This is a genomic window from Rhodoferax sp. P2_H8_2, from assembly GCF_056403235.1.
In genome coordinates, this window is record NZ_JBFUFW010000003.1 from 106,565 (window position 1) to 127,581 (window position 21,017).

The following is a 21,017-nucleotide window of genomic DNA, read 5'->3' on the forward strand; positions in this document are numbered from 1 at the left end:
CAACCGGGTATTGTAGTGGGCCACCCGGGAGTCCCGGAATGGCCCCGCAAACTCTGAGGCTGGGTTTGTAAAGGCTCTCTCGCCGCCGGGCCGCCCCAAGGCGCGACGGCCCCCTCGAGGGCAGCGACCACCGCAAAACGGTGGAGCGTGGAGGCTACTAAGCCGCCTTGTCCAGGGCCACCACGCCCTGGCTGTAGCGCTCCAGCAATTCCTTCCATTGCAGGCGCGCCGCGTGCAGATTGCGGGCCTTGACATGGCCGTAGCCGCGGATCTGCTCCGGCAGACGGGCAAACTCGGCTGCCGCGCCACGGTTATCCGCGTTCAGCGTGGACAGCATGCTTTCCACATCGCGCAGGTAATCACGCACCAGCGCACGCTCTTCACGGCGCTCTTCGGTGTAGCCAAAGATGTCCATCGGCGTTCCACGCAGACCCTTGAACTGCGCCAGCACCTTGAACGCGCGGTACATCCAGGGTCCAAACTGCGACTTTTGCAGCTCACCCTTGTCGTTGCGCGAGGCCAGCAGCGGCGGCGCCAGGTGGTAGTTCAGCTTGAAGTCACCTTCAAACATGGATTCCACCTTGGCACGGAAGCTGCCATCGGTATGCAGACGGGCCACTTCGTACTCGTCCTTGTAGGCCATCAGCTTGAACAGGTACTTGGCCACCGCCTTGGTCAACGCCAAATCGCCACCCAGCGGCGTTTCCGCGGCCTGCACCTTGCGCACAAAGCCCTGGTATTGCTCAGCATAGGTCGCATTCTGATAACCCGTCAGAAACTCGACGCGCTTGGCGACGGTCTCGTCCAGCGATGGGCGCTTGACGAACTCGATCACCTGCGTGGCCTTGAACAGCGCCTGTACCGAAGCAAGATCGTGGGCACAGCGACGGCCCCATTCAAACGCCGCCTGGTTATTGGCAACCTGTACGCCGTTGAGTTCCATTGCGCGCATCAGCGCGGCCTGGCTCAGCGGAATACGCCCCTTCTGCCACGCAAAACCCAGCAGCAACGGGTTGGTGTAGATGGAATCCCCGAGCACCGCAGTCGCAATGCGCTCGGCATCGAAGCTGGCGAAATGCTCGGCACCTACCGCTTGGGCAATCGCAGATTCGCAAGCCCCGCCGGGAAAAGCCCATTCAGTGTTGGTCACAAAGCCCGCTGTGGGCGTATTGTGGTTGTTCAGCGCGACAAAGGTACGCTCCGGGTGCATCGCCGACAGCGTGGTCTTGCTGGCAGCCACGATGGCGTCGCAACCAATGATCAGGTCGGCCTTGGCGGTGTCTACCTTAGTCGTGAAGATGGCTTCGGGCCGCTCGGCGATCTGCACATGGCTCCAGGTGGCGCCGCCCTTTTGTGCCAGGCCCGCGGCGTCTTGCGTGATAACTGCCTTGCCATCCAGATGCGCCGCCATGCCCAGCAGCTGGCCCACGGTGATCACACCGGTGCCACCCACACCCGCGACTACGATGCCCCAGGCTTTGTCCGCCGCTGGCACGACGGGCAGCGGAATCGGCGCCTGTTGGTCCAGTGCCGGACCCTGGCCCTTTTTGGGCTTCTTCAGCTTGCCGCCTTCGACGGTCACAAAGCTGGGGCAAAAGCCCTTGGTGCAGGAGTAGTCCTTGTTGCAGCTGTTCTGGTTGATCTGGCGCTTGCGGCCAAATTCGGTTTCCAGTGGCTCCACGGCCACGCAATTGCTTTGTACGGAGCAGTCGCCACAGCCTTCGCAGACCAGTTCGTTGATGACGACGCGCTTTTCCACATCGACCATGCTGCCGCGCTTACGGCGGCGGCGCTTTTCGGTCGCGCAGGTCTGGTCGTAAATGATGATGGTTGTGCCGGTGAGCTCGCGGAACTCGCGCTGGATGCGGTCCAGCTCGTCACGGTGCTCAATCGCAATGCCCTCGGGCAATCCGGTCACTTCTTCGTACTTCTCGGGATCGTCCGTCACGATGATGATCTTCGCAGCGCCCTCGGCGCGCACGCTGTTGGCGATCTGCACGACGGAGTGGCCTTCCGGACGTTCACCGACCTGTTGCCCGCCGGTCATCGCGACTGCGTCGTTGTACAGAATCTTGTAGGTGATGTTGACGCCCGCGGCAATGCTCTGGCGAATCGCCAGCAGGCCGGAGTGGAAATACGTGCCATCGCCCAAGTTGGCGAAGATGTGTTTCTCGTTGGTGAACGCAGATTGCCCAACCCATGGCACGCCCTCGCCGCCCATTTGCGTGAAGGTGCTGGTCTGGCGGCCGGGCATCCAGGTCACCATGTAGTGGCAACCAATGCCGGCCACTGCGCGCGAGCCTTCGGGCACGCGGGTACTGGTGTTGTGTGGGCAGCCGGCACAGAACCACGGCGTGCGATCGCCAGTGCTGAGTTCCAGCGCGGCGAGCTGGCGCTCCTTAGCTTCGATGACCGACAGGCGCTCGTCCATGCGGGCGACGATGTCGGCCGGCATGTTCATCTTTTTCAGGCGCTTGCCAATGGCCTTGGCGATGATGGCGGGCGTCAGGTCGGCCTTGGCGCGCAACAGCCAGTTCTCGCTGGGGTTGGGGCGGCTCCATTCGCCGCCGGAGTTGTCGCCCTCTTCGTCTTCAAACTTGCCAATGACATTGGGGCGCACATCAGGGCGCCAGTTGTACAGCTCTTCCTTGAGCTGGTATTCAATGACCTGGCGTTTTTCTTCGACCACCAGAATCTCTTGCAGACCTTTGGCGAATTCGCGCGTGATCGTCGCTTCCAGCGGCCACACCACGTTGACCTTGTGCAGGCGGATACCGAGCTGGCGGCAAGTCGCATCGTCCAGCCCCAGATCGGCCAGCGCCTGGCGCGTGTCGTTATAGGCCTTGCCGCTGGCCACGATGCCGAAGCGGTCGTTCGGGCCTTCGATGACGTTGTAGTTCAGCCGGTTCGCGCGCACATAGGCCAGCGCGGCGTACCACTTGTAGTCCATCAACCGGGCTTCCTGCTCCAGCGGTGGATCGGGCCAACGGATATGCAAGCCACCGGGCGGCATCACAAAATCTTCCGGCGTGATGATCTTCACGCGGTCCGGCGATACGTCCACGCTACTGGAGGATTCGACCACTTCCTGGATAGTCTTCATGCCGGTCCACACGCCAGCGAAGCGGCTCATCGCAAACGCGTGCAAGCCCATGTCCAGAATGTCCTGCACGCTGGACGGGAAGAAGGTCGGGAAACCGCAGGCCTTGAAAACGTGGTCGCTCTGGTGCGGCGCGGTAGAACTCTTGGAAACATGGTCGTCGCCGGCGATGGCGATCACGCCACCGTACTGGGCCGTGCCGGCCATGTTCGCGTGCTTGAACACATCCAGGCTGCGGTCTACGCCTGGGCCCTTGCCGTACCAGATACCGAAGACGCCATCGAACTTCGCCTTTTCGGGGTACAGCGCGAGCTGCTGCGTGCCCCAGACGGCGGTGGCGCCCAGCTCTTCGTTGACACCGGGTTGAAAAACAATGTTCTGTGCGGCCAGGTGTTTTTTGGCCTGCATCAGGGCCTGGTCGTAATTGCCCAAGGGGGAGCCGCGGTAGCCGCTGATAAAACCGGCCGTATTCAAGCCGGCGATGGCGTCGCGTGTGCGCTGCAGCATGGGCAGACGCACCAGGGCTTGCACGCCGCTCATGAACGCCTGACCAGAGTCCAGGGCGTATTTGTCGTCGAGCGTGACGGATTCCAGGGATTTACGGATGTGCTCGGGCAATTCCCGAGAGAGCGGGGCGTTCATGGTGTGAAGTCTCCAAAGGGTAGGTGGCCGCCTTGTGGGCAGCACTCAATGCCAGGCAACCGGGGTACGGTTTTGGCGGTCAGACATGAAGTGTAGTGGCGTTTTGCCGAACACACATCAGCCCACCTCGATCGCATCCTGGTGGTTGGCGATGTGCATCACATGCGCCGCGGTGTACTGGCCGTAGTCCAGTGCGCCATACGCAAAGTGCGGCTGCAGGGGGCCTGTGTGAGCCTGAAAGCGTTGCACCGCGTGGCGTAGTCGCATGGCGTGGGGCGTCCATTCGCCGGACTGCACCAGGGCCGGCGCGCCGGGAATCGGCTCCACCAGGTCATGGCTCATGCGTCCACGGAACTTGAACCAGGCAAACGCGGAGGAACCGAGCGTCGACTGGAACAGCGCGCTGCGCTGCTGCGGGTAACCGTCCATGCTCATTTCAATGCTTTGCGCCATATGCGAAAACACCGCAGGCATGGCCCAGGTAGAGCTGCTGGCCACGCGGGGCGCCTGGTCAAGCCGATCCAGCCAGTGCAACACGTCGTCCAGCGACTGCACCTTGGGCGTATCGGCGAATACGGGGCCTGCCATTGCCGCTGTTTGTAGTACGAGAAAATGCCGTCGGTTCATGTTTGCTTATCGGGTCAACACGCTGCGGATCGTGGCCGCAAGTTCATCCGCGTGGAATTTGGCGATGTACGCATCTGCGCCCACGCTCTTGACGTGGCTCTCATTCGTGGTCCCCGTCAATGAGGAGTGGATGATCACCGGGATGGATTTGTAGCGTGGGTCCTGCTTGATATTGCGGGTCAGCGTGAAGCCGTCCATCACCGGCATTTCCAGGTCAGTCAACACCAGCGCCACCTTGTCGCGAATGGTCTTGCCTTCGGCCACTGCGCGTTCATTGATGTTGGCCAATTCATCCCAGGCTTCCTGACCGGTTTTGGCCATGATGTAGGGAATGCCCATAGCCTTCAGGCCCTGCTCGATCATCAGACGTGCCATCGCAGAATCGTCTGCGGCCAGCACCACGGTGCCCGGCGGCAGCGTCAGCTTGTCCATCTTGGCGCCGTCCGGCAGTGGCTTGTGCTCCTCCGGGAACACGTCGCGCAGGATTTGCTCGACGTCCAGCACCTGGGCCAGGCGGGTGTTCTCAGCGGCACCGTCCAGACGGGCAATACTGGTCACCAGACCGCCGCCACTGCCTTCGGCAGAGAGTACGTGCTTCCATTCAAGACGCACGATTTCGTTGACTTCTTCCACGGCAAACGCTTGCGTGGTACGGGCAAATTCAGTCACCAGCAATATGCCCAGGCCTTTGGTCGGCTTGCAGCCCACCACCTTGGGCAGGTCGATCACGGTAATCATCTGTCCGCGAATATTGGCCACGCCAATCACCTGGGGTGGCGAATTGACCATGGCAGTGACTTCCGGCATCACCAGGATTTCACGCACCTTGAACACGTTGATGCCAAACAGCTCACGCCGGTTGGTGTGCTCCGCTTCCCCCAAACGGAACAGCAACAACTCGAACATGCTGTTACTCGCAAGGTTTGTCCGCTCGTCGATATCCCGCATTGTTGATGTATTCATGGGTCCGTCCGTTAGATTTGCGTCGCACGAGGATTTGTCTCGGGAATCATGGTACCGTGATTCCGCAGACTTTGTAACGCGATTTAGCCTAGTTGATGTTGCCCCCACGCTCCGCCGCTGCGCGGGTCGCTGCCCCCAGCGGGGTCGTAACTTCCCTTGGGGCGGCCCGGCGGCAAATTGTTTCCCCCACGCTGCGCCGGTCTCTGCTCGGCGCAGAATTTACCGTCCTATTTGGGCCACAAGACCCACAACTGCAGCGGCTGGCGCAAACGCCCCGCGGTCTCGCCCGCTTGCGCGCCCCAGCCCACAAAATAATCGGCGCGCACGGCGCCATGCACCGCACCACCCGTGTCCTGTGCCAGCACCAGCCGCCGCAGGTTCACCTGCGGCCCAGCAGACGTCAGCCACAGCGGGGTGCCTACCGGAATGCTGCTGGTGTCGACCGCAATCGAACGCCCCGGCGTCAACGCCACACCCTGCGCACCGCGCGGCCCAAACGCGGCGTCCAGATCGCTCAACGCCTCTTCCCGGAAAAACGTCACACGCGGATTGCTCCACAGCAACTCCTGCTGGCGCTGCGGATTTTGTGCGAGCCAGGCGCGGATGCCCGCCCACGACGCATCGCGCACCAAGCCTTGGTCCAGCAACCAGCGCCCGACACTGCGAAACGGCTGGTCGTTGGTACCGGCATACGACACCCGCACCCAACGCGCGCTGCCGTCAGGCGCCGTGATGCGCAGGCGCCCCGAGCCTTGCACCTGCAGCAATAAAGCGTCCACCGGATCAGCCAAATACGCAATCGCCTTGCCCTGCAGCGCGGCCTGCGCTTGCGGCAACGTATCCATCTCCTGGCGGGAGTACCAGGGCTTGCGTGCGGCCAGGCCTTCCGGCGGCCGGTACAGCGACACGGCGAAGCTGCTGGTGGGCTGGCGGCTCGCTTCCAGCGCCGGTTCGAAGTAGCCGGTCAACAGGCCATTGGCTTCACCCGCCAAAGACTCCACGCGGTACGGCTGCAAACGCGACTGTAACCAGGCGCGCTGCTCGTCGGCGGTAGCGATACTCAGTTGTCGCACGTCACTGCACAGTACGGCAAACGGTGCCACCGGTTTTTCGCAGTTCTTGATCCACGCGTTCCAGGCCTCGAACAGGTTGTCTTCGGCAAAGCCGGGCAGATCCTCCCAGGATGTAGGAATCCAGCGACTGGAGCCACGCTGAATGGCGCCGGCCGAATCGGTGCGGACAGGCGCTGCGGGCTTGGCGACTGGGACCGGGGGAGCTACCGAGGGCCGCGGCGCGCTCACCGGCGGCGGCAGGCGCATAGGTGGGCTAGCGCAGGCCGCCAGTATTCCTACAATCGCCAGACTCCCCGCCCACGCACACACCCTGCCCATGACACTCCTCTTGCTAGAAGCGCTTGGCGCCGGATTGATCTTCGTTGCCATCATCTGGTGGACCATGTTTGCCGGGCGCAAGGGAGGAGAACCGCCGCGCGACGAAACGCCGCCGTCCGACGAAAAAAGTGATTAAATTGGGCTGAAATGCGCATGAAACGTGCGTGAGCAGCTACTGAATTTATAGCATTTCGAAACGGCAACTCAGAGTACACGGTGCTCCAGCGCTGGCAGTTGCGTGCGCCGGGTACCCAAGGCGTCTGTGTTCAGCTCGGCACACACAACACCCGCCAGCTGGGCTTTCTGCGCCAGCACCTCGCCCCACGGGTCTATCAATAGCGACTGGCCCCAGGTCTGTCGACCATTGGGATGCGTGCCCCCTTGCGCAGCCGCGCAAACAAACGCCAGGTTTTCAATCGCGCGCGCACGCAGCAGCACTTCCCAATGTGCCTGGCCGGTGATGTGCGTGAACGCACTAGGGACCAGAATCAGATCGCAGCCCGATGTCGCGTAACCGCGGTACAGCTCGGCAAAGCGCAGGTCGTAGCAAACACTCATGCCCACTTGCCAGACATGCCCGTCCTTCGATGGCAACGCAAATTGCGTAGGCCTGTTGCCGCGCTCCAGTACCCGGGACTCGTCGTAGCGCTCTGTGCCATTGTCAAAGCGAAACAGGTGGATCTTGTCGTAGCGGGCGACGCATTCACCTTGCGGGTTGAAAGCCAGGCTGCTGTTGAACACGCGGTCGGGTGCGTTCGCCTCCAGCGGCAGCGTGCCGCCGACAATCCACAAGCCCAACTTTTTCGCAGTGTCCGACAGAAATTGCTGAATGGGCCCGCTACCAAAGGGTTCGCGGATCGCCAGCTTGTCGCTGTCGTGCTGGCCGATCAGGCAAAAGTATTCGGGAAGCACAGCGAGCTCAGCGCCCTGGCGGGCAGCCTCTTGCAACAGCGCACCCGCAGCAGCGAGGTTTTCCTCCACGCTGCCGGTGGAGACCATCTGGATTGCGGCGACTTTCATGGTGCGGCCTCTAGCGTGGGGTTAACGGGCCGCTTGCGCTCCACTTGCGTGACACGCGGGTCGGTCCAGGTGCCATCAATATAAAACTCCTGGGTGATCGCATCAATCAGCGGCGAACGAACGATCAATTGCGCAAGGAACGTACTCAAGCCCACGATGGGGTTGATCACCGACGCAATCAGCGACGCGCTGCCCGCATTGATCTCCGGCACCACCACCACCTTGATCGCCTGCGTTTCCTTCGCAATATCGGCCTGGCCCTCCATCAGAGCCGCCGCCGCCACGCCCTTCATCTGCAGGTTGTTGGTGCGGGCAATGCCCTGCTCAATCTTCACGTCGCCACGCAAAAAGTCAAACGCAAAGCCGTCACTGAACACATCGCGGAAATCCAGCGCCAGGCGGCGCGGCAAGGACTGCAGGCTCAACACGCCCAGCAGCTTGGCAATACCGGGGTCGGTTTTCAGGAACTGTCCGTTCTCCACGTTCACATTGAAGCTGCCTGTGAGGCTGGGGTAATCCAACGTGATCGGCGAGCCAGCCCAGCCCACCTGGCCTTCGATCTTGCCCTTGCCCTTGCGCAGCACGCCGGGCATGCCGAAGCGGTTCAGCAAATCACCGCTGTCGGCAATGTCCAGCTTGAAGTTCATCGCGGTGCGCCTGCGCTCCTTGATGTTGCCGCGTGGTGCCGTGGGCAGCGCGCTGATCGGCACCCAGCTACCGCTGGCCGTCAGCGTGGCCTCGGGCGTCGCAATATTGAAGCGGTTCATGCGCCATTCGCGTTGCGTGTCGCGCGCGCCACCACCACCCACGTTGACAGCGTCAATCTCCAGGCGCCCCAGCTTTTTTCCGCGCAGCTCGAAGTCGTCGACCACGATATCCAGCGCTGGAATGCTGGCCGGTTGCTCATCCAGCAAGCTCTCTACATCCTGCGCGGTGCTTTGCGCAATCGCCAGCCGCGCCATGCGTGCATACAGGCGCCCGCCACCTGCCCCCGAGGGCTGGCGGTATTCCACATAGCCCGAAAGCTCGGTCGCATCCAGGTTAGACCGCCACAGCAGACCATCCCGTGTACCGCCCAGCACCACGTTGTTGAGCTTGCGCCCACCGTAGGCCACGTTGCGCGCGCGCACGGCCATGGCGGTTGGCAGATAGCCCGAGCCGAGCGCGGACACCGCGCTTGCCGCATTCGCACCTGCGGTATTGGTCCCCTTGGCGGCCACCGTACCCGTTACCGCATTCACTACTTCGCTCCATGCATCCAGGTCCAGGTTTTGCAGATTGACATTGGCGATCACGCCTTCGGCGGGCAAGGGCGCAGACTCGTCCGTCGCCAGCCCCACCGCAATCGCGCCCCGCGCCACCCGTGCCTCTGCGCCGGCGATGTCACGCACGTAATTCACGCTGGCCAGCCGCCCCACCTCCAGTTGCACCTGATCCTGGGTAGCCGGTGCGTTGGCGGCCACTGCGCCAGTGGACGCAGCGCGTACCGCCGCGATATCCAGACGCAAAGGCATGGCCGCATCTGCCGCCTTCGCAAACGGCGCGGGCAGTGTGATCGCCATACCGCTAAGGTTACTGTTGATACTCACCTCGGCCATGCCACCGCGCACGCCTATCGTCGCGGTATAGGGCGTGCTGCCATTGGCAAACTGCGCCAGCCGCGCAGGCCAGCCCAGCTCGCGCGCCTGGCGCAAACCGTCGGCCGAGGCCACACCATTGATACGCAGCACCTGCGGCGGTGCTGTTTGCGGTGTTTTTGCAGCGGGTGTAACCGCGGGCAGCGTGCCGAAGAACATGCCCCCTTCGATGCGCGCATCACCGCCCAGCGCACGCACCTGGCCGTTGGATACCGTAAAACCCGATTCGTTGAAGCCGATCACCGCGCGGGCACGCGCCATGCGCGGTGTCAGCGGCGTGATCTGCAAGTCGTTGTTGGTCAGCGTGACGGTGCCCTGCACTGTGGCCTTCTCCACCGCGGCCAGCGGAAAGCCCAGTTTGAATCGGTAATCCGCCAAACCACTGCCACTGGACTCTGCCAGCGCATCGCCCAACAAGCCGCCCAAAGGTGATTTGTTGACGAACGTCAACAGGTCCGGCAGCGGACCGCGCGCTTCGGCGGTCACAGCCAATTGGGCCTCGTGGTACAGGTTGCGCACCGTGCCTTCGGCTTTGGAGAATTGCAGCCCAGGCAAGCCGGCCACACTGGCCTTGGCCGTGCGCACCTGCAGCAGGCCGCGGTCAATCAGGAAGTCGCCTGTGACCAGATGCACTGCTGGCCACATCAGGCTGTCCTTGTGCAATAAGGAACCGGGCACATACATAAAGTCCGCATCTGTTATGTTGGCCGACACGCGGAAATCACCCTGCGCGCTTTCTGTATACGGGAAATCCTGCAGCGCGCCCTTGAGGCGGAACTTGACCGCTGAACCGGTTCCGCGCAGCACGGCGTCGCGCACGTAATTGCGCACCTCTGGCTCCAAGCCCAGCGGCAAATAGCGGTAAACCCGCGCCAGGTTGGCCCGCGCCAGCGTGCCCTGCAAATCCAGTGTTCCGGGAAAGCGCTTGTCCCCGGCATCTCCTGGCGCCACGCCTTCCGGCAACACGCCCGATTGCCACTTGATCTGCGCTTCGCCCTGTGCGTCGGCATTGCTGAAACGCGCATTGGGCAACGTGACGCTGAGCTGTGCACCGTCCACTTTCCACTGCACCTCGCTGTGGAATTGCTCCAGCGGCAGCACCGGTTCTTCAAAGATACCTGGCAACTCCACCGCGCCGTTTTGCATCGCAATCGTGGCGCGGCCGGCGGACTGGTTCAGGTCAAAGTCCAACGTGACGCCTTTGAGCCCTGGCGTGCCTATGGTTCCGCTGTGCTGCGCGGCGATGCTCAATTGTTCCAGACGACCCTTGGCGGTAAAACGCAGCGGGGCGGCCAACGAGCCCTGCCATTGGGCCTGCACTTTGCGCACCAGCCCCTGCGGCGCGTAATTCTGCAGCGCGTGGCGGGCTGCGTCGCCCACCGGCAAGCGCCCGGCGATCTGGGACATCGTTGCCAAGTCGAGTTGATCGCCCTCCAGCTCGCCGCGCGGCGGAACCCGCTCATTGCCCGCCATCAGGCGCAACAGCGCATTGCCACCAGGCCAGCGCAGGCCGTCCTGGGTTTCAAATTGAAGCGCCTGCGTGGCGTATTCAAAGCCGCCATCAATCTCCTTGGCGCTCAGGCGCCCAGTGATGGAGGCCAGCGCCAGCGGCTCCAGCTCCGGCGCGGTACGGACATTGACCCCGCGCAGCGCCACATCGGCAGTTGCTGCCACCGCCGCGCCGCGCTTGATATCCACCCAGGCCCGCAGCGCACCGCTGCCCTGCGCCAAATCGACCCCCAGGTTGGCATAGCGGCGCAACTGCGCCAGATCGACCGCCTTGAAGTCGGCGTGCAACTGGCCGTCCCACACCTTCCAGGGCTTTTCGCTGCCAGACAACAATGGCTGGCGGAACTGGCCCTGCACCGTGAACCGCTCGCCCCAGGTTCCCGGCGGGGTCGCGTCCAGCCGCATGTCGTGCTGCCGATGGCGGTTGCGCAGCACCAGGTCCACGTCGGTCAGTGTCAGCGTGGGTTCGTTGCGCGATTCGTCGGTCCAATGCAGGGTGCCGTGGCGGATCGCCAGCTCGGTTTGTTTGAACAGCCAATCCGCCCGGGCGCTGTCGGGGCTCTCTTGCTGCGGCAGCGCAAAACCGGCCACCCAGATTTGGCCGTCCTGTGCGCGGCGCACTTCCAGCACCAGTCCGTCCACATGCAATTGCTCAAACCCCAGGCTTAAGAGCGAGCGCGCCGACAGGGCTGCCAGCACCGACGGCACCCGTAGCGCCTCGCGGCCCTGGGCGTCCAGCAACACGACGTCACGGATCTCAAAGGAGGGGATCAGGTCATTGGAGCGCGCCTCGATGGCGCCTATGCGTACGCTTACCCCCAGCTCCCGGGAGGCCTGCTGTTCCAGCCAAGGACGCAATTCCCCGATTCGCGGCACAATCAGAAAATGCAATGCCACAGCCAGTAGACCAATCGTGCCCCAGGCTATCACCAGCAACCACAGGCTCACTTTGACGGCGAGCGTCGCCACCTTTCGCAACGGTGAGGATAGAACTGTCAAATCGAACGACGCACTGAAAAACCCATGGCGGGAATTATGACTGCCCATGGCAACGCGCTGGCCAGCTCAGTGGCCATGCCACCGGCTGCGGCGGGCTCCAGGTTTGTTCAACGCATCCGGCGCCGTTACGCCGACGAGTTGCAGCGTCTTTACCCGGGGAAACTGGAGCGCAGCAGCATCCAGTCTCTGTACGACGGCCTGCGCCAGGACGGACACGACGCCGCCACCGCATTGCGCATTACCCGCCAACTGGTGCTGGAACGCCTGGCCGTACTGGATTGCGAACAGGACGCCACGCTGGATGATGTGACCGGCGCGATGACCCTGTTGGCCGAAATCGCGCTGCACACCGCCTGCACCGAGAGCCGCCAGATGCTGGACGCCCAGCACGGCGAGCCGCTGACCGACAGTGGCCAGCGCGCCCAGTTGTGCATTGTTGGCATGGGCAAGCTGGGGGCGCGTGAACTCAACGTTTCGAGCGATATCGACCTGATCTACGTTTACGACCAGAACGGCGAGACCCGCGGCACACCCGAGGGACGCGGGAAAATATCCAACCAGGAATACTTTGGCAAGCTGGTACGCAGTGTGCACGCGCTGGTCGGCGACAGCACCGAGCATGGCTTTGTATTCCGCGTCGATCTGGCACTGCGGCCCAACGGCAACTCAGGCCCACCCGCGGTGTCGCTGGACGCATTGCAGGAATACTTCCAGGTGCAGGGACGGGAATGGGAGCGCTTTGCGTGGCTCAAAAGCCGTGTTGTGGCGCCCTTTGATGCGGTCGGCTCCAGTTGCGCGCAAGGCTTGCGCGCGGTGGTCGTGCCTTTCGTTTTCCGCCGCTACCTGGACTACAGCGTGTTCGATGCGCTGCGCGTATTGCACGCGCAGATCCGCGACCACGCCGCCAAGCGCAGCGCCGGCCGACCCGAGCGTGCCAACGACGTCAAGCTGTCACGCGGCGGCATCCGTGAAATCGAATTCACCGTGCAGTTGCTGCAGGTGGTACGCGGCGGGCAATTCCCGGAACTGCGCACCCGGCCCACGATCAGTGCACTGCAGCGTCTGGCCAAAGCCGGGCTGATGCCGCAGGCCACCGCCGATGCGCTGGCCCTGGCCTACCTGTTTTTGCGCCGCGTCGAGCACCGCATCCAGTACCTGGACGACCAGCAAACCCACGTGCTGCCCACGGCCGATGCCGACCTGGACTGGATCGCGCAGACGCTGGGCTTTACGGACAGCTGCGCCTTCCTCTGCATGCTGGACACGCACCGCGAACTGGTTGCGCAGGAATTTGACGCGCTGCTCGGTGGCGGGCAACCACCTTGCAAGGGCTGCAGCAAGGGCAAGCCTGCAGGTGCAGCACCGCAAGACCTGGACGGCTTGCTGGAATCATTGACCGGCGAGTTCCGCGAGCGGGTCGAACACTGGCGCACGCATCCGCGCGTGCTGGCGCTGCGCGAAGAATCCCGCGCCCGGCTGGGCCGGGTCATCATGCGTACCACCCAATGGCTCAACGAAGGCAAGGTAACGGAGCTTGCTGCGATCCGGCTGGTCGACTGGATTGAACCGCTGTTGCGGCGTGAAAGCTACCTCGCGCTGCTCCTAGAGCGCCCGCACATCCACGAGCGGCTCTTGCGCATGCTGGGCGCCGCGCGCTGGCCCGCGCGCTATCTGCTCAAGCACCCCGGCGTGATTGACGAGCTGGCCAGCAGTGCGATTCTGGAAGAGCGCTTTGAGGCCGCCGAGTTTGAGCAGGATCTGGAGCGTCGACGCGCTTCGTTGCAAGGCAGCGCGGAGGACGATGATGAGGCGCTGCTGAACCTGCTGCGCCGCGCCCACCATGCAGAAGTCTTTCGCACACTGACCCGCGATGTCGAGGGCAGCTTGACGGTGGAACAGGTGGCTGACGATTTGAGCGCGCTGGCTGAATCGGTGTTGCGCGTAACCACCCGCTGGTGTTGGGAGCGCCTGAAGAACCGCCACCGCGATGCGCACCAGCTGGCCATCATTGCCTACGGCAAATTGGGCGGTAAGGAGCTGGGCTATGGCAGCGATCTGGATCTGGTGTTTGTCTACGACGACGATGATGAGCGCGCAGCCGAGGTGTACGCCGCACTGGTGCGCAAGCTGATCAACTGGCTGACCGTCAAGACCGGCGAGAGCGACCTGTACGAGATCGACACCGCGCTGCGCCCCAACGGCAACTCCGGCCTCTTGATCACCAGCTTCACGTCTTATGCCAACTACCAGCAACAACGCGGCAACAACACCGCCTGGACCTGGGAACACCAGGCCATGACCCGGGCGCGCTGTGTGCTCGGCAGCGCAGACCTGGCGCAACGCTTTGACGCCGTGCGCGCCGCCGTGATCGGCACGGCACGCGAAGAGATGAGCTTGCGCAAGGAGATCGTCGAAATGCGCGGCAAGGTGCGCAGCGCGCACCCGGTGCGTGGTGAGAAGTTTGATGTGAAGCACAGTCCGGGTGGCATGGTGGATATCGAGTTTGTCGTGCAGTTCTTGGTACTGTCCCAAGGTTGCAAGCATCCCGAACTGTTGGCCAATGTCGGCAACATCGCACTGCTACAAAGAGCCCAGAGTTGCGGTCTGTTGCCTGCACCCATCGGCGAGAACGCTGCCCAGGCCTATCGCATGCTGCGCCAGTTGCAGCACAAGGCCCGGCTCAACGAAGAAGCAACGCAGGTGGACGCGGGCATTGCGCAAACGGAGCGCGAAGTCGGGCTGGCGCTGTGGGCCGCTGTATTTGGGAGTTAATGGGCAAATTGGCCTGCAACACCCGCAGAATGTGCGCAAGCAGCTACTGAATTTATAGCGGTCGATCCGACCCAGAAATGACAAAACCACACCAGAAGGAGTCTCAAATGTTCAAGTCCCATCCCAAAGCACTTTTGATCGCACTTGCCATGGCGGCGGGAAGTGCCATGGCTGCACCGGCCACTTACACGATTGATCCCACCCACACCTACCCCAGTTTTGAAGCCGACCACATGGGCATGTCTTTCTGGCGCGGCAAGATCAACAAGAATTCCGGGACGGTGGTTCTGGACAAGGAAGCGGGCACAGGCACCGTGGAAATCACCATCGACCTGGCATCCATCGACTTCGGGCTGGAAGCCATGAACGCATGGGCGGTTGGCGATAAATTTTTCAATGTCGTGAAATCGCCGACCGCGACCTACAAAGGCACATTGGATAAATTTGTGAACGGTGCTCCCACCGCGGTCACTGGCGAACTCACGCTCAATGGCCGCACAAAACCGGTCAACCTTGCCATCACCCGTTTCAAATGCACGCCGCACCCCATGCTCAAACGCGATTTCTGCGGCGCTGACGCCAGCGCCATCTTCAAACGCGACGAATTCGGCCTCGATGCCGGCAAAGACTATGGCTTCAATATGGATGTGGGACTGCGCATCCAGGTGGAAGCGGTCGCGACGAAGTAGACGTCAACGATTCGTCCCCGTATTTGGCCCAATCGCCGCGTGTTTTGGCATTCCGTCGCAAACGACGTGCATTGTGTTCAGGCAAAAACTACATTCTCTTCAACGGGCCACGAAGGCCTACCAACTGGAGAGAAACATGAACACAGCCAACACCACCCACATTGCCAGCTTCTTCGCCGCATTGCTGATCACTGCAGCCATCAACGGCGGCATGCTGTCAAAGTTTGATGACATGGCCCAGCAGGCCACCCAAACCCAAAGTAGCCCGACGCTGGTGACTCTGGAGACGGTCACCATCGTTGCGCACCGCAGCTAAAAATGACTGCGTTGTGCACGGAGTGTGGGGGGTCTCAGGGCGCCGCCATCAACTCCCGAATGAATTTCACCGGCGCGCTGCCGAATGACAAAAAGTGGTCATTGAACTTGCGCACAGAAAAGTCCTTGCCCAATCGAGCGCGGTGCTCATCGCGCAGCGCGGTGATTTCGGCGTAGCCGTTGTAGTAGCTAGTGAGTTGCACCTGCGACAGCGTCGCGCGGCGCCATTTGCCTGTGGCTTCGGCTTGTTGCTGAAAGGCTTCGCGGGTCATCAGTGTAATGGCGGCATCGCGCTGCAGGCCCTGGGTGTGAATCTCGTAATCCAGGATGGTGTTGGCCACCGAGCGCAGGTTCCATTTCATCCAGATCAGCCACATCTCGGGCGCGTTGTTGCCGTAGCCCGCGTCCAGCATCAGCTTCTCGCCAAACACCGCCCAGCCCTCCACCATCGAGCCGTTACCAAAGATGGCTTTGATCGTGCTTTTGGATTTGTTGGCATGGACCAGTTGCGTGTAATGCCCGGGGATGGCTTCGTGGATGTTGAGGATTTGCAGCATCCAGTCGTTGTATTCGCGCAGGTACGACTCCGCCTGTTCGGGTGTGAACTCGTCCAGCGGGTCGACGTTGTAATAGGTGTTGGCGGTGGGATCAAACGGGCCTGGCGCGCTGACAGAGGCACCTGCGACTCCGCGCATATAGGGCGGTGTTTCGCGCACCTGCAACGGGCGGGTTGGGTCTTGCTCGACCAGATCGTGCTGGCGCACAAAGGCTTCGAGCGCCGGGATTTGCTGGCGCACGGTCGCTACAAACGCAGCGGGCGCCGTGTGGTGTTTGCTGAGTTCATCAATCACCGCCCGAATCACGTCCAGCCGGTCAGCGAGCATAGGTTTGGCACCCAAGTATTTGGGCCAGAGTTCGCGCGCCAGTTTTTCCATCTGGTCGTGCAGACTGGCTTTCTCGCGCAGAGCGCGCGCATACAACTGATCCGCAGTGAAGCCGGATTGGATGTCGTAGGCGAACTTCTGTTCATACAGCGTCTTGCCAATGCGAAAACTGTGCGCGCCGCCTTGCTTCAGGGCGGCTTCCTGCACTTTCAACCAGTCCACAAAGCCGGAGATGGCGGCCTTGGTCGCTGCAAGGCGCGTGGTGAACAACTGTTTCTCTGCAGCTGACAAGCCAGAGGCCGCGAGCTTCTTGACCAGATCATCACCAAAGATATCCAGTGCGCCTTTGTTTTGTTGCAGCGCGAGAAGGGTGTGCTCCAGCGTGGGGTTGGCAATAGAAGCACGGGCAGCATCGTAATAAGCCGGTACCAGCGCCATGCGCGCCAAGACGTGGCGCAGGCGCGTGTCCAGCGGTGCATATTCGGTAGTCAGCAAACGGCCAAAGCTGTCGCCGACGTTGTACTGCGAGGGCTGCCACTCCCACTCCTTGAAAGTCAGCAGGTTCCAGCGGTTGGAGGCAAATTCGTTGTGCATCAACTGCCGGTCCACGCGGCTGGAGACGGACAGGCTGGCCGGATCGAACGCAGCCAGCGCAGCGAGCTGGCGGTCGTAGAAGGCCACCGCACGGGTTCGGGAGGCCTGATCGGGCACGGTCATCTTGTCGGCCAACTCATAGCGGCCATAGGCGACGGCGCTTTCAGGGAACTCACGCAAATAGTCTTCCAGCGCCTGCGTGGCATAGCGCTGGAAGCGCTGGTCGGCGGCGCTAGGTGCAACGGCCCTTTGCGCGGGGACGGTATCTGGCGCAGCGTGGGCGCTGGCGGCACCCAAACCGAGGAAAAGGGCTCCCAACAAGGCCCGTAAAGCGCTTCGCATCGTCTATCTCCTATTTATTCGTCACCGTATTAACCCTGATCATCGCGTGTTTTGGCATTCCGTCGCAAACGCCGTGCAATGCGCGCAAGCAAAAATTACATTCTCTTCAACGGGCCACGAAGGCCCCTAACCAACACCACCGGAGAGAACCATGAACACAGCTACTACCACCCAAATCACCAGCTTCCTGGCCGCATTGCTGATCACTGCAGCCATCAACGGCGGCATGCTGTCACAGTTTGACGACATGGCACAGCAACCTGCTGCAGCCCAAGCCAGCCCTGCGTTGGTGACTCTGAATACTGTGACCATCGTCGGTCACCGCGGCTAAGCAGTTTCCAGAAGAAATATGCCTCTGGCGCGCTTGGGCTGTGCGCAGGCAGCTACTGAATTGGTAGCAACGAAAAATCCGCTCAGACGGCAAGCCCCATGGCATACAGCGCAGTCGCCGCACTGATGCCCCGAAATGGCACCTTGAACCAATAGCGTTTTGCCAGCGCCACCATGGCGCACAAATAGGCCAGCCCGAGGATTTGCAGGTAGCGTGACTGGAACAGCACCGCCGCATCTCCCAGCACCAGTCCCAGATAGACCAGACCGAACAGAATGGCGCCCAGGCTGTGGCTGGCATGGAATCCCATGCCAGCATCCCACAACGTGGTCTGGCTGGAAATCCGGGGCGACACTTCCTGCATCTTCTGCATCACTGCCGGATCACGAGGGTGGAACTTGGTGCCGCTGTAAGTGAAAAACAAATGTGCGCTGCCCAGCGCCAGAACAATGAGGCAGCTGGCGGCGATGAGCAGTACCGAAAGCTGCGCCATGGTGTTGAATCAACTGGCCCGAATGCGTTGCACCAGCTTGGTAGTCGAATAGCCCTGCACGAAAGGCAAGGCCAGCGCAGTACCGCCCCATGACTTGACCAATGCGGTTTCGGGCAAGGTGTCCATGTCGTAATCGCCACCTTTGACCAGAATGTCGGGCCGGATTTCCCCAATGATTTCCACGGGCGTGTGCTCGTCAAACCAGGTCACCAGACTCACGGCTTGCTGGCTGGCCATCACGATGGCGCGGTCCATCTCGGCATTGAGCGGGCGGTCGTCGCCCTTGCCAAGGCGCTTGACCGAGGCGTCGGTGTTGAGCGCAACGATCAGGCTGCCACCCAATTGGCGGGCTTGCGCCAGGTAACAGACGTGCCCACGGTGCAGAACATCAAAGACGCCGTTGGTAAACACCCAGGGCCGCGGCAAGTCACGCAATGCCGCGACTAAGGCACCACGGTCGTGGATTTTTTGCAAGAAATCAGGATCTTTTACAGGAGGGTGCATGTCTCTGATGCTATCAGCACGAGGGCATTTACGCGCTTTTTGCCCGCCAAATAGGGGCGTTCAAACGCCGATGCGCTAGGCATAATCAGACCCGCCATGCGCCTCATCCCCGTCAACGTCGAGTCCATTCGCATTGGAGCTCCCCTGCCTTTTCCGTTAATGGACAAGGACGGCGTACTGCTTGCCGCGAAATCCTTTGTCGTGGAATCCAAAAGTGACCTGGAAGAAATCTCCAAACGCGGCAACGGTCTGTATATCAATGTGTCGGACTCCGAGCAGCACCACCGCGCCTACGTAGACCGGCTGTATGGTCTGGTGCGCGATGAGAAGTCGCTGGGCGAAATTGCCAACACAAAAATTACCAACACCACGCTGAGCGACCGCGCCGAGCAGGAGGCAGAAAAGCCCGACTGGCTGGACATGCTGGAGCAATGGAATTACTTCCTGCGCGAAGGCTACCGCGAGAACTTCATGGAACGGCTGGACAAGCTCAGCATCGCGCTGGCCACGCAGGTGCGCCGCAACCCCGACGGCACGCTGTTTGCGCTGATCTACCTGTCAGCTACAGAAAAGCGCATGTACAGCGCCGCACACGCCATGGTGACCAGCGTGATGTGTGGCCTGGCCGCGCACGAAGTGCTGGCCTGGCCGGAAGACCAGGTCCGCTCACTGTGCCGCGCTGCGCTGACGATGAATCTAAGCATGACCGAGCTGCAGGACCGCCTGGCCATACAACTTGAACCGCCCAACGCTGCCCAACGCCGTGCGATTGACGAGCACGCCGGGCGCAGCGCCGCCATGCTGGAGTCAGTCGGTGTGACCGACCCGGATTGGTTGCAAGCCGTGCGCACACATCACGCCCAAGAGCCCGGCCCGCTCACGGGGAGGACTCCCGCTGCGGCCATGTCCCGGCTGATTCAGCGCGCCGACATGTTCTCGGCCCGCCTTGCCCCACGTGCTTCACGCACACCCACGGCACCGGCCGCTGCCATGCAGGCCTGCTACTTCGATGAAAAACGCCAAGTGGACGAGGCGGGCGGAGCGCTGATCAAGGCGGTTGGCATTTACCAGCCTGGCTCATTTGTGAAACTACTGACGGATGAGGTGGCGATTGTGGTCAAACGCGGGCGCAACACGACTGCACCGCGTGTGGCGGTACTGATCAATCGCAACGGATTGCCCACCGTGGAGCCGACCATTCGCGACACGAGTCTGAAGGAATACAAGATTGTGGCCAGCGTGGCCCACCGCGATGTGAAGGTGCAGGTCAACCTGGACCGGCTGCTGCCACTGACCATCACACCGGTGTCAAACCGCCCCTGGTAGCCCCGGCGCGCGGCCCATGCTGTCGGCGATATCGCGCGCCAGTTCCTTGCGGTATTTGTTCAGTTCTTGCACCGTGCCAAAGCTGCGCTCCATCAACAGGCTCATGTTGTGCAGGATGCGCTCGACCACCTTGGTCTCCCACACGGCGTCAAAGTTGATTTGCTTGTCCAGCCAGTGCTCCAGCCATTCGGGGTTGGGCAGGCGGCTCTGAATCGTGTCCAGCGGAAACAGTGCCTTGTTCACATGCAAATTAGTGGGGTGCAGCGCCTGTGCAGTGCGGCGCGCGCTGGCCATTAGCACGCCCACTTTGGCAAACGCACTCTTGGCCTCCACACCAAAGTTCTGAATCGCACGCTTCATGTAGCGCAAGTAAGCACCGCCATGGCGGGCCTCGTCCTGGCTGAGCTTGGTGTAAATGGTTTTGATGACTGGCTCGGTATGCCATTCACTGGCACGACGGTACCAATGGTTCAGACGGATCTCGCCGCAGAAGTGCAGCATCAGCGTCTCCAGCACCGGCGCCGGATCGAACTCAAAACGCACGGCGTGCAGCTCGGCTTCGGTAGGCACCATATCGGGCCGGAAGCGGCGCAGGTATTCCATCAGAACCAGCGAGTGCTTCTGTTCCTCAAAGAACCAGATCGACATAAAGGCCGAGAAATCGCTGTCGCCGCGGTTGTCGCGCAGGAACATTTCGGTGGCAGGTAAGGCCGCCCACTCGGTGATGGCGTTCATCTTGATCGTCGCCGCTTGCTCGTCGCTGAGCAGGGCAGGGTCGAAGCTGTCCCACGGGATATCGCGGTTCATATCCCAGCGGACTGATTCGAGTTGCTTGAAGAGTTCCGGGTACAGCATGAAAACCTTTCAGTGCGAGCCGAT

Annotated in this window: 16 protein-coding genes; 6 read left to right on the forward strand and 10 right to left on the reverse strand. The window is 61.8% G+C overall.

Annotated features, from left to right (window positions below; genetic code table 11):
- Positions 1-157: 157 nt before the first annotated feature.
- From AC1DV6_RS06180 to mltA, 4 genes are all read right to left on the reverse strand, one after another.
- A complete protein-coding gene (locus tag AC1DV6_RS06180) occupies positions 158-3,742 on the reverse strand; it encodes an indolepyruvate ferredoxin oxidoreductase family protein (RefSeq protein WP_477976166.1) in 3,585 nt (1,194 codons plus the stop codon).
- Positions 3,743-3,859: 117 nt separating this feature from the next.
- Complete coding sequence (locus tag AC1DV6_RS06185) at positions 3,860-4,330, reverse strand: DUF1569 domain-containing protein (protein WP_477976168.1); 471 nt, start codon at positions 4,328-4,330, stop codon at positions 3,860-3,862.
- Between the two features lie 45 nt (positions 4,331-4,375).
- On the reverse strand, positions 4,376-5,332 hold the full coding sequence (locus AC1DV6_RS06190) for a chemotaxis protein (RefSeq protein ID WP_477976170.1): 957 nt from the start codon (positions 5,330-5,332) through the stop codon (positions 4,376-4,378).
- A 227-nt stretch (positions 5,333-5,559) separates the two neighbouring features.
- Positions 5,560-6,651, reverse strand: a complete 1,092-nt coding sequence (gene mltA / locus AC1DV6_RS06195; RefSeq protein ID WP_477976172.1) for a murein transglycosylase A — start codon at positions 6,649-6,651, stop codon at positions 5,560-5,562.
- Positions 6,652-6,721: 70 nt separating this feature from the next.
- Between mltA and AC1DV6_RS06200 the strand changes: the two genes are divergently transcribed.
- Positions 6,722-6,859, forward strand: a complete 138-nt coding sequence (locus AC1DV6_RS06200; RefSeq protein WP_477976174.1) for a hypothetical protein — start codon at positions 6,722-6,724, stop codon at positions 6,857-6,859.
- A gap of 68 nt (positions 6,860-6,927) precedes the next feature.
- Here AC1DV6_RS06200 and AC1DV6_RS06205 read toward each other — a convergent pair whose 3' ends face one another.
- Positions 6,928-7,743, reverse strand: a complete 816-nt coding sequence (locus AC1DV6_RS06205; protein ID WP_477976176.1) for a carbon-nitrogen hydrolase family protein — start codon at positions 7,741-7,743, stop codon at positions 6,928-6,930.
- Entirely contained in the window at positions 7,740-11,858 is a 4,119-nt protein-coding gene (locus AC1DV6_RS06210; RefSeq protein ID WP_477976178.1) for a YhdP family protein, read from the reverse strand. Before AC1DV6_RS06210 ends, AC1DV6_RS06205 begins: the two co-directional genes overlap by 4 nt.
- 66 nt (positions 11,859-11,924) lie before the next feature.
- Here AC1DV6_RS06210 and glnE point away from each other — a divergent pair, with 66 nt between their 5' ends.
- From glnE to AC1DV6_RS06225, 3 genes are all read left to right on the forward strand, one after another.
- Entirely contained in the window at positions 11,925-14,660 is a 2,736-nt protein-coding gene (gene glnE / locus AC1DV6_RS06215) for a bifunctional [glutamate--ammonia ligase]-adenylyl-L-tyrosine phosphorylase/[glutamate--ammonia-ligase] adenylyltransferase (RefSeq protein WP_477976179.1), read from the forward strand.
- Positions 14,661-14,767: 107 nt separating this feature from the next.
- Positions 14,768-15,349 (forward strand): YceI family protein, encoded by a 582-nt coding sequence (locus AC1DV6_RS06220; RefSeq protein WP_477976181.1) that lies wholly within the window; start codon positions 14,768-14,770, stop codon positions 15,347-15,349.
- A 136-nt stretch (positions 15,350-15,485) separates the two neighbouring features.
- A complete protein-coding gene (locus AC1DV6_RS06225; RefSeq protein WP_477976183.1) occupies positions 15,486-15,665 on the forward strand; it encodes a hypothetical protein in 180 nt (59 codons plus the stop codon).
- Between the two features lie 34 nt (positions 15,666-15,699).
- On the opposite strand, the gene AC1DV6_RS06230 is transcribed toward AC1DV6_RS06225, so the two are convergent.
- Positions 15,700-17,484, reverse strand: a complete 1,785-nt coding sequence (locus tag AC1DV6_RS06230; RefSeq protein WP_477976185.1) for a DUF885 domain-containing protein — start codon at positions 17,482-17,484, stop codon at positions 15,700-15,702.
- Positions 17,485-17,635: 151 nt separating this feature from the next.
- On the opposite strand from AC1DV6_RS06230, the gene AC1DV6_RS06235 reads away from it, so the two are divergent.
- Positions 17,636-17,815, forward strand: a complete 180-nt coding sequence (locus AC1DV6_RS06235) for a hypothetical protein (protein WP_477976187.1) — start codon at positions 17,636-17,638, stop codon at positions 17,813-17,815.
- Positions 17,816-17,897: 82 nt separating this feature from the next.
- On the opposite strand, the gene AC1DV6_RS06240 is transcribed toward AC1DV6_RS06235, so the two are convergent.
- Both AC1DV6_RS06240 and rfaE2 read right to left on the reverse strand, forming a co-directional pair.
- Positions 17,898-18,308: an LIC_13387 family protein gene (locus tag AC1DV6_RS06240; RefSeq protein ID WP_477976189.1), complete on the reverse strand. Its 411-nt coding sequence runs from the start codon at positions 18,306-18,308 to the stop codon at positions 17,898-17,900.
- 9 nt (positions 18,309-18,317) lie between these two features.
- On the reverse strand, positions 18,318-18,812 hold the full coding sequence (rfaE2, locus tag AC1DV6_RS06245; RefSeq protein ID WP_477976191.1) for a D-glycero-beta-D-manno-heptose 1-phosphate adenylyltransferase: 495 nt from the start codon (positions 18,810-18,812) through the stop codon (positions 18,318-18,320).
- Between the two features lie 96 nt (positions 18,813-18,908).
- Between rfaE2 and AC1DV6_RS06250 the strand changes: the two genes are divergently transcribed.
- The gene (locus tag AC1DV6_RS06250) at positions 18,909-20,138 is read left to right on the forward strand and encodes an HD-GYP domain-containing protein (RefSeq protein WP_477976193.1); all 1,230 of its coding nucleotides are present in this window, start codon (positions 18,909-18,911) and stop codon (positions 20,136-20,138) included.
- Here the strand turns inward: AC1DV6_RS06250 and AC1DV6_RS06255 are convergent.
- Positions 20,121-20,993, reverse strand: a complete 873-nt coding sequence (locus tag AC1DV6_RS06255; protein WP_477976195.1) for a ferritin family protein — start codon at positions 20,991-20,993, stop codon at positions 20,121-20,123. The two genes, AC1DV6_RS06250 and AC1DV6_RS06255, sit on opposite strands and share 18 nt — an antisense overlap.
- Positions 20,994-21,017: the final 24 nt, after the last annotated feature.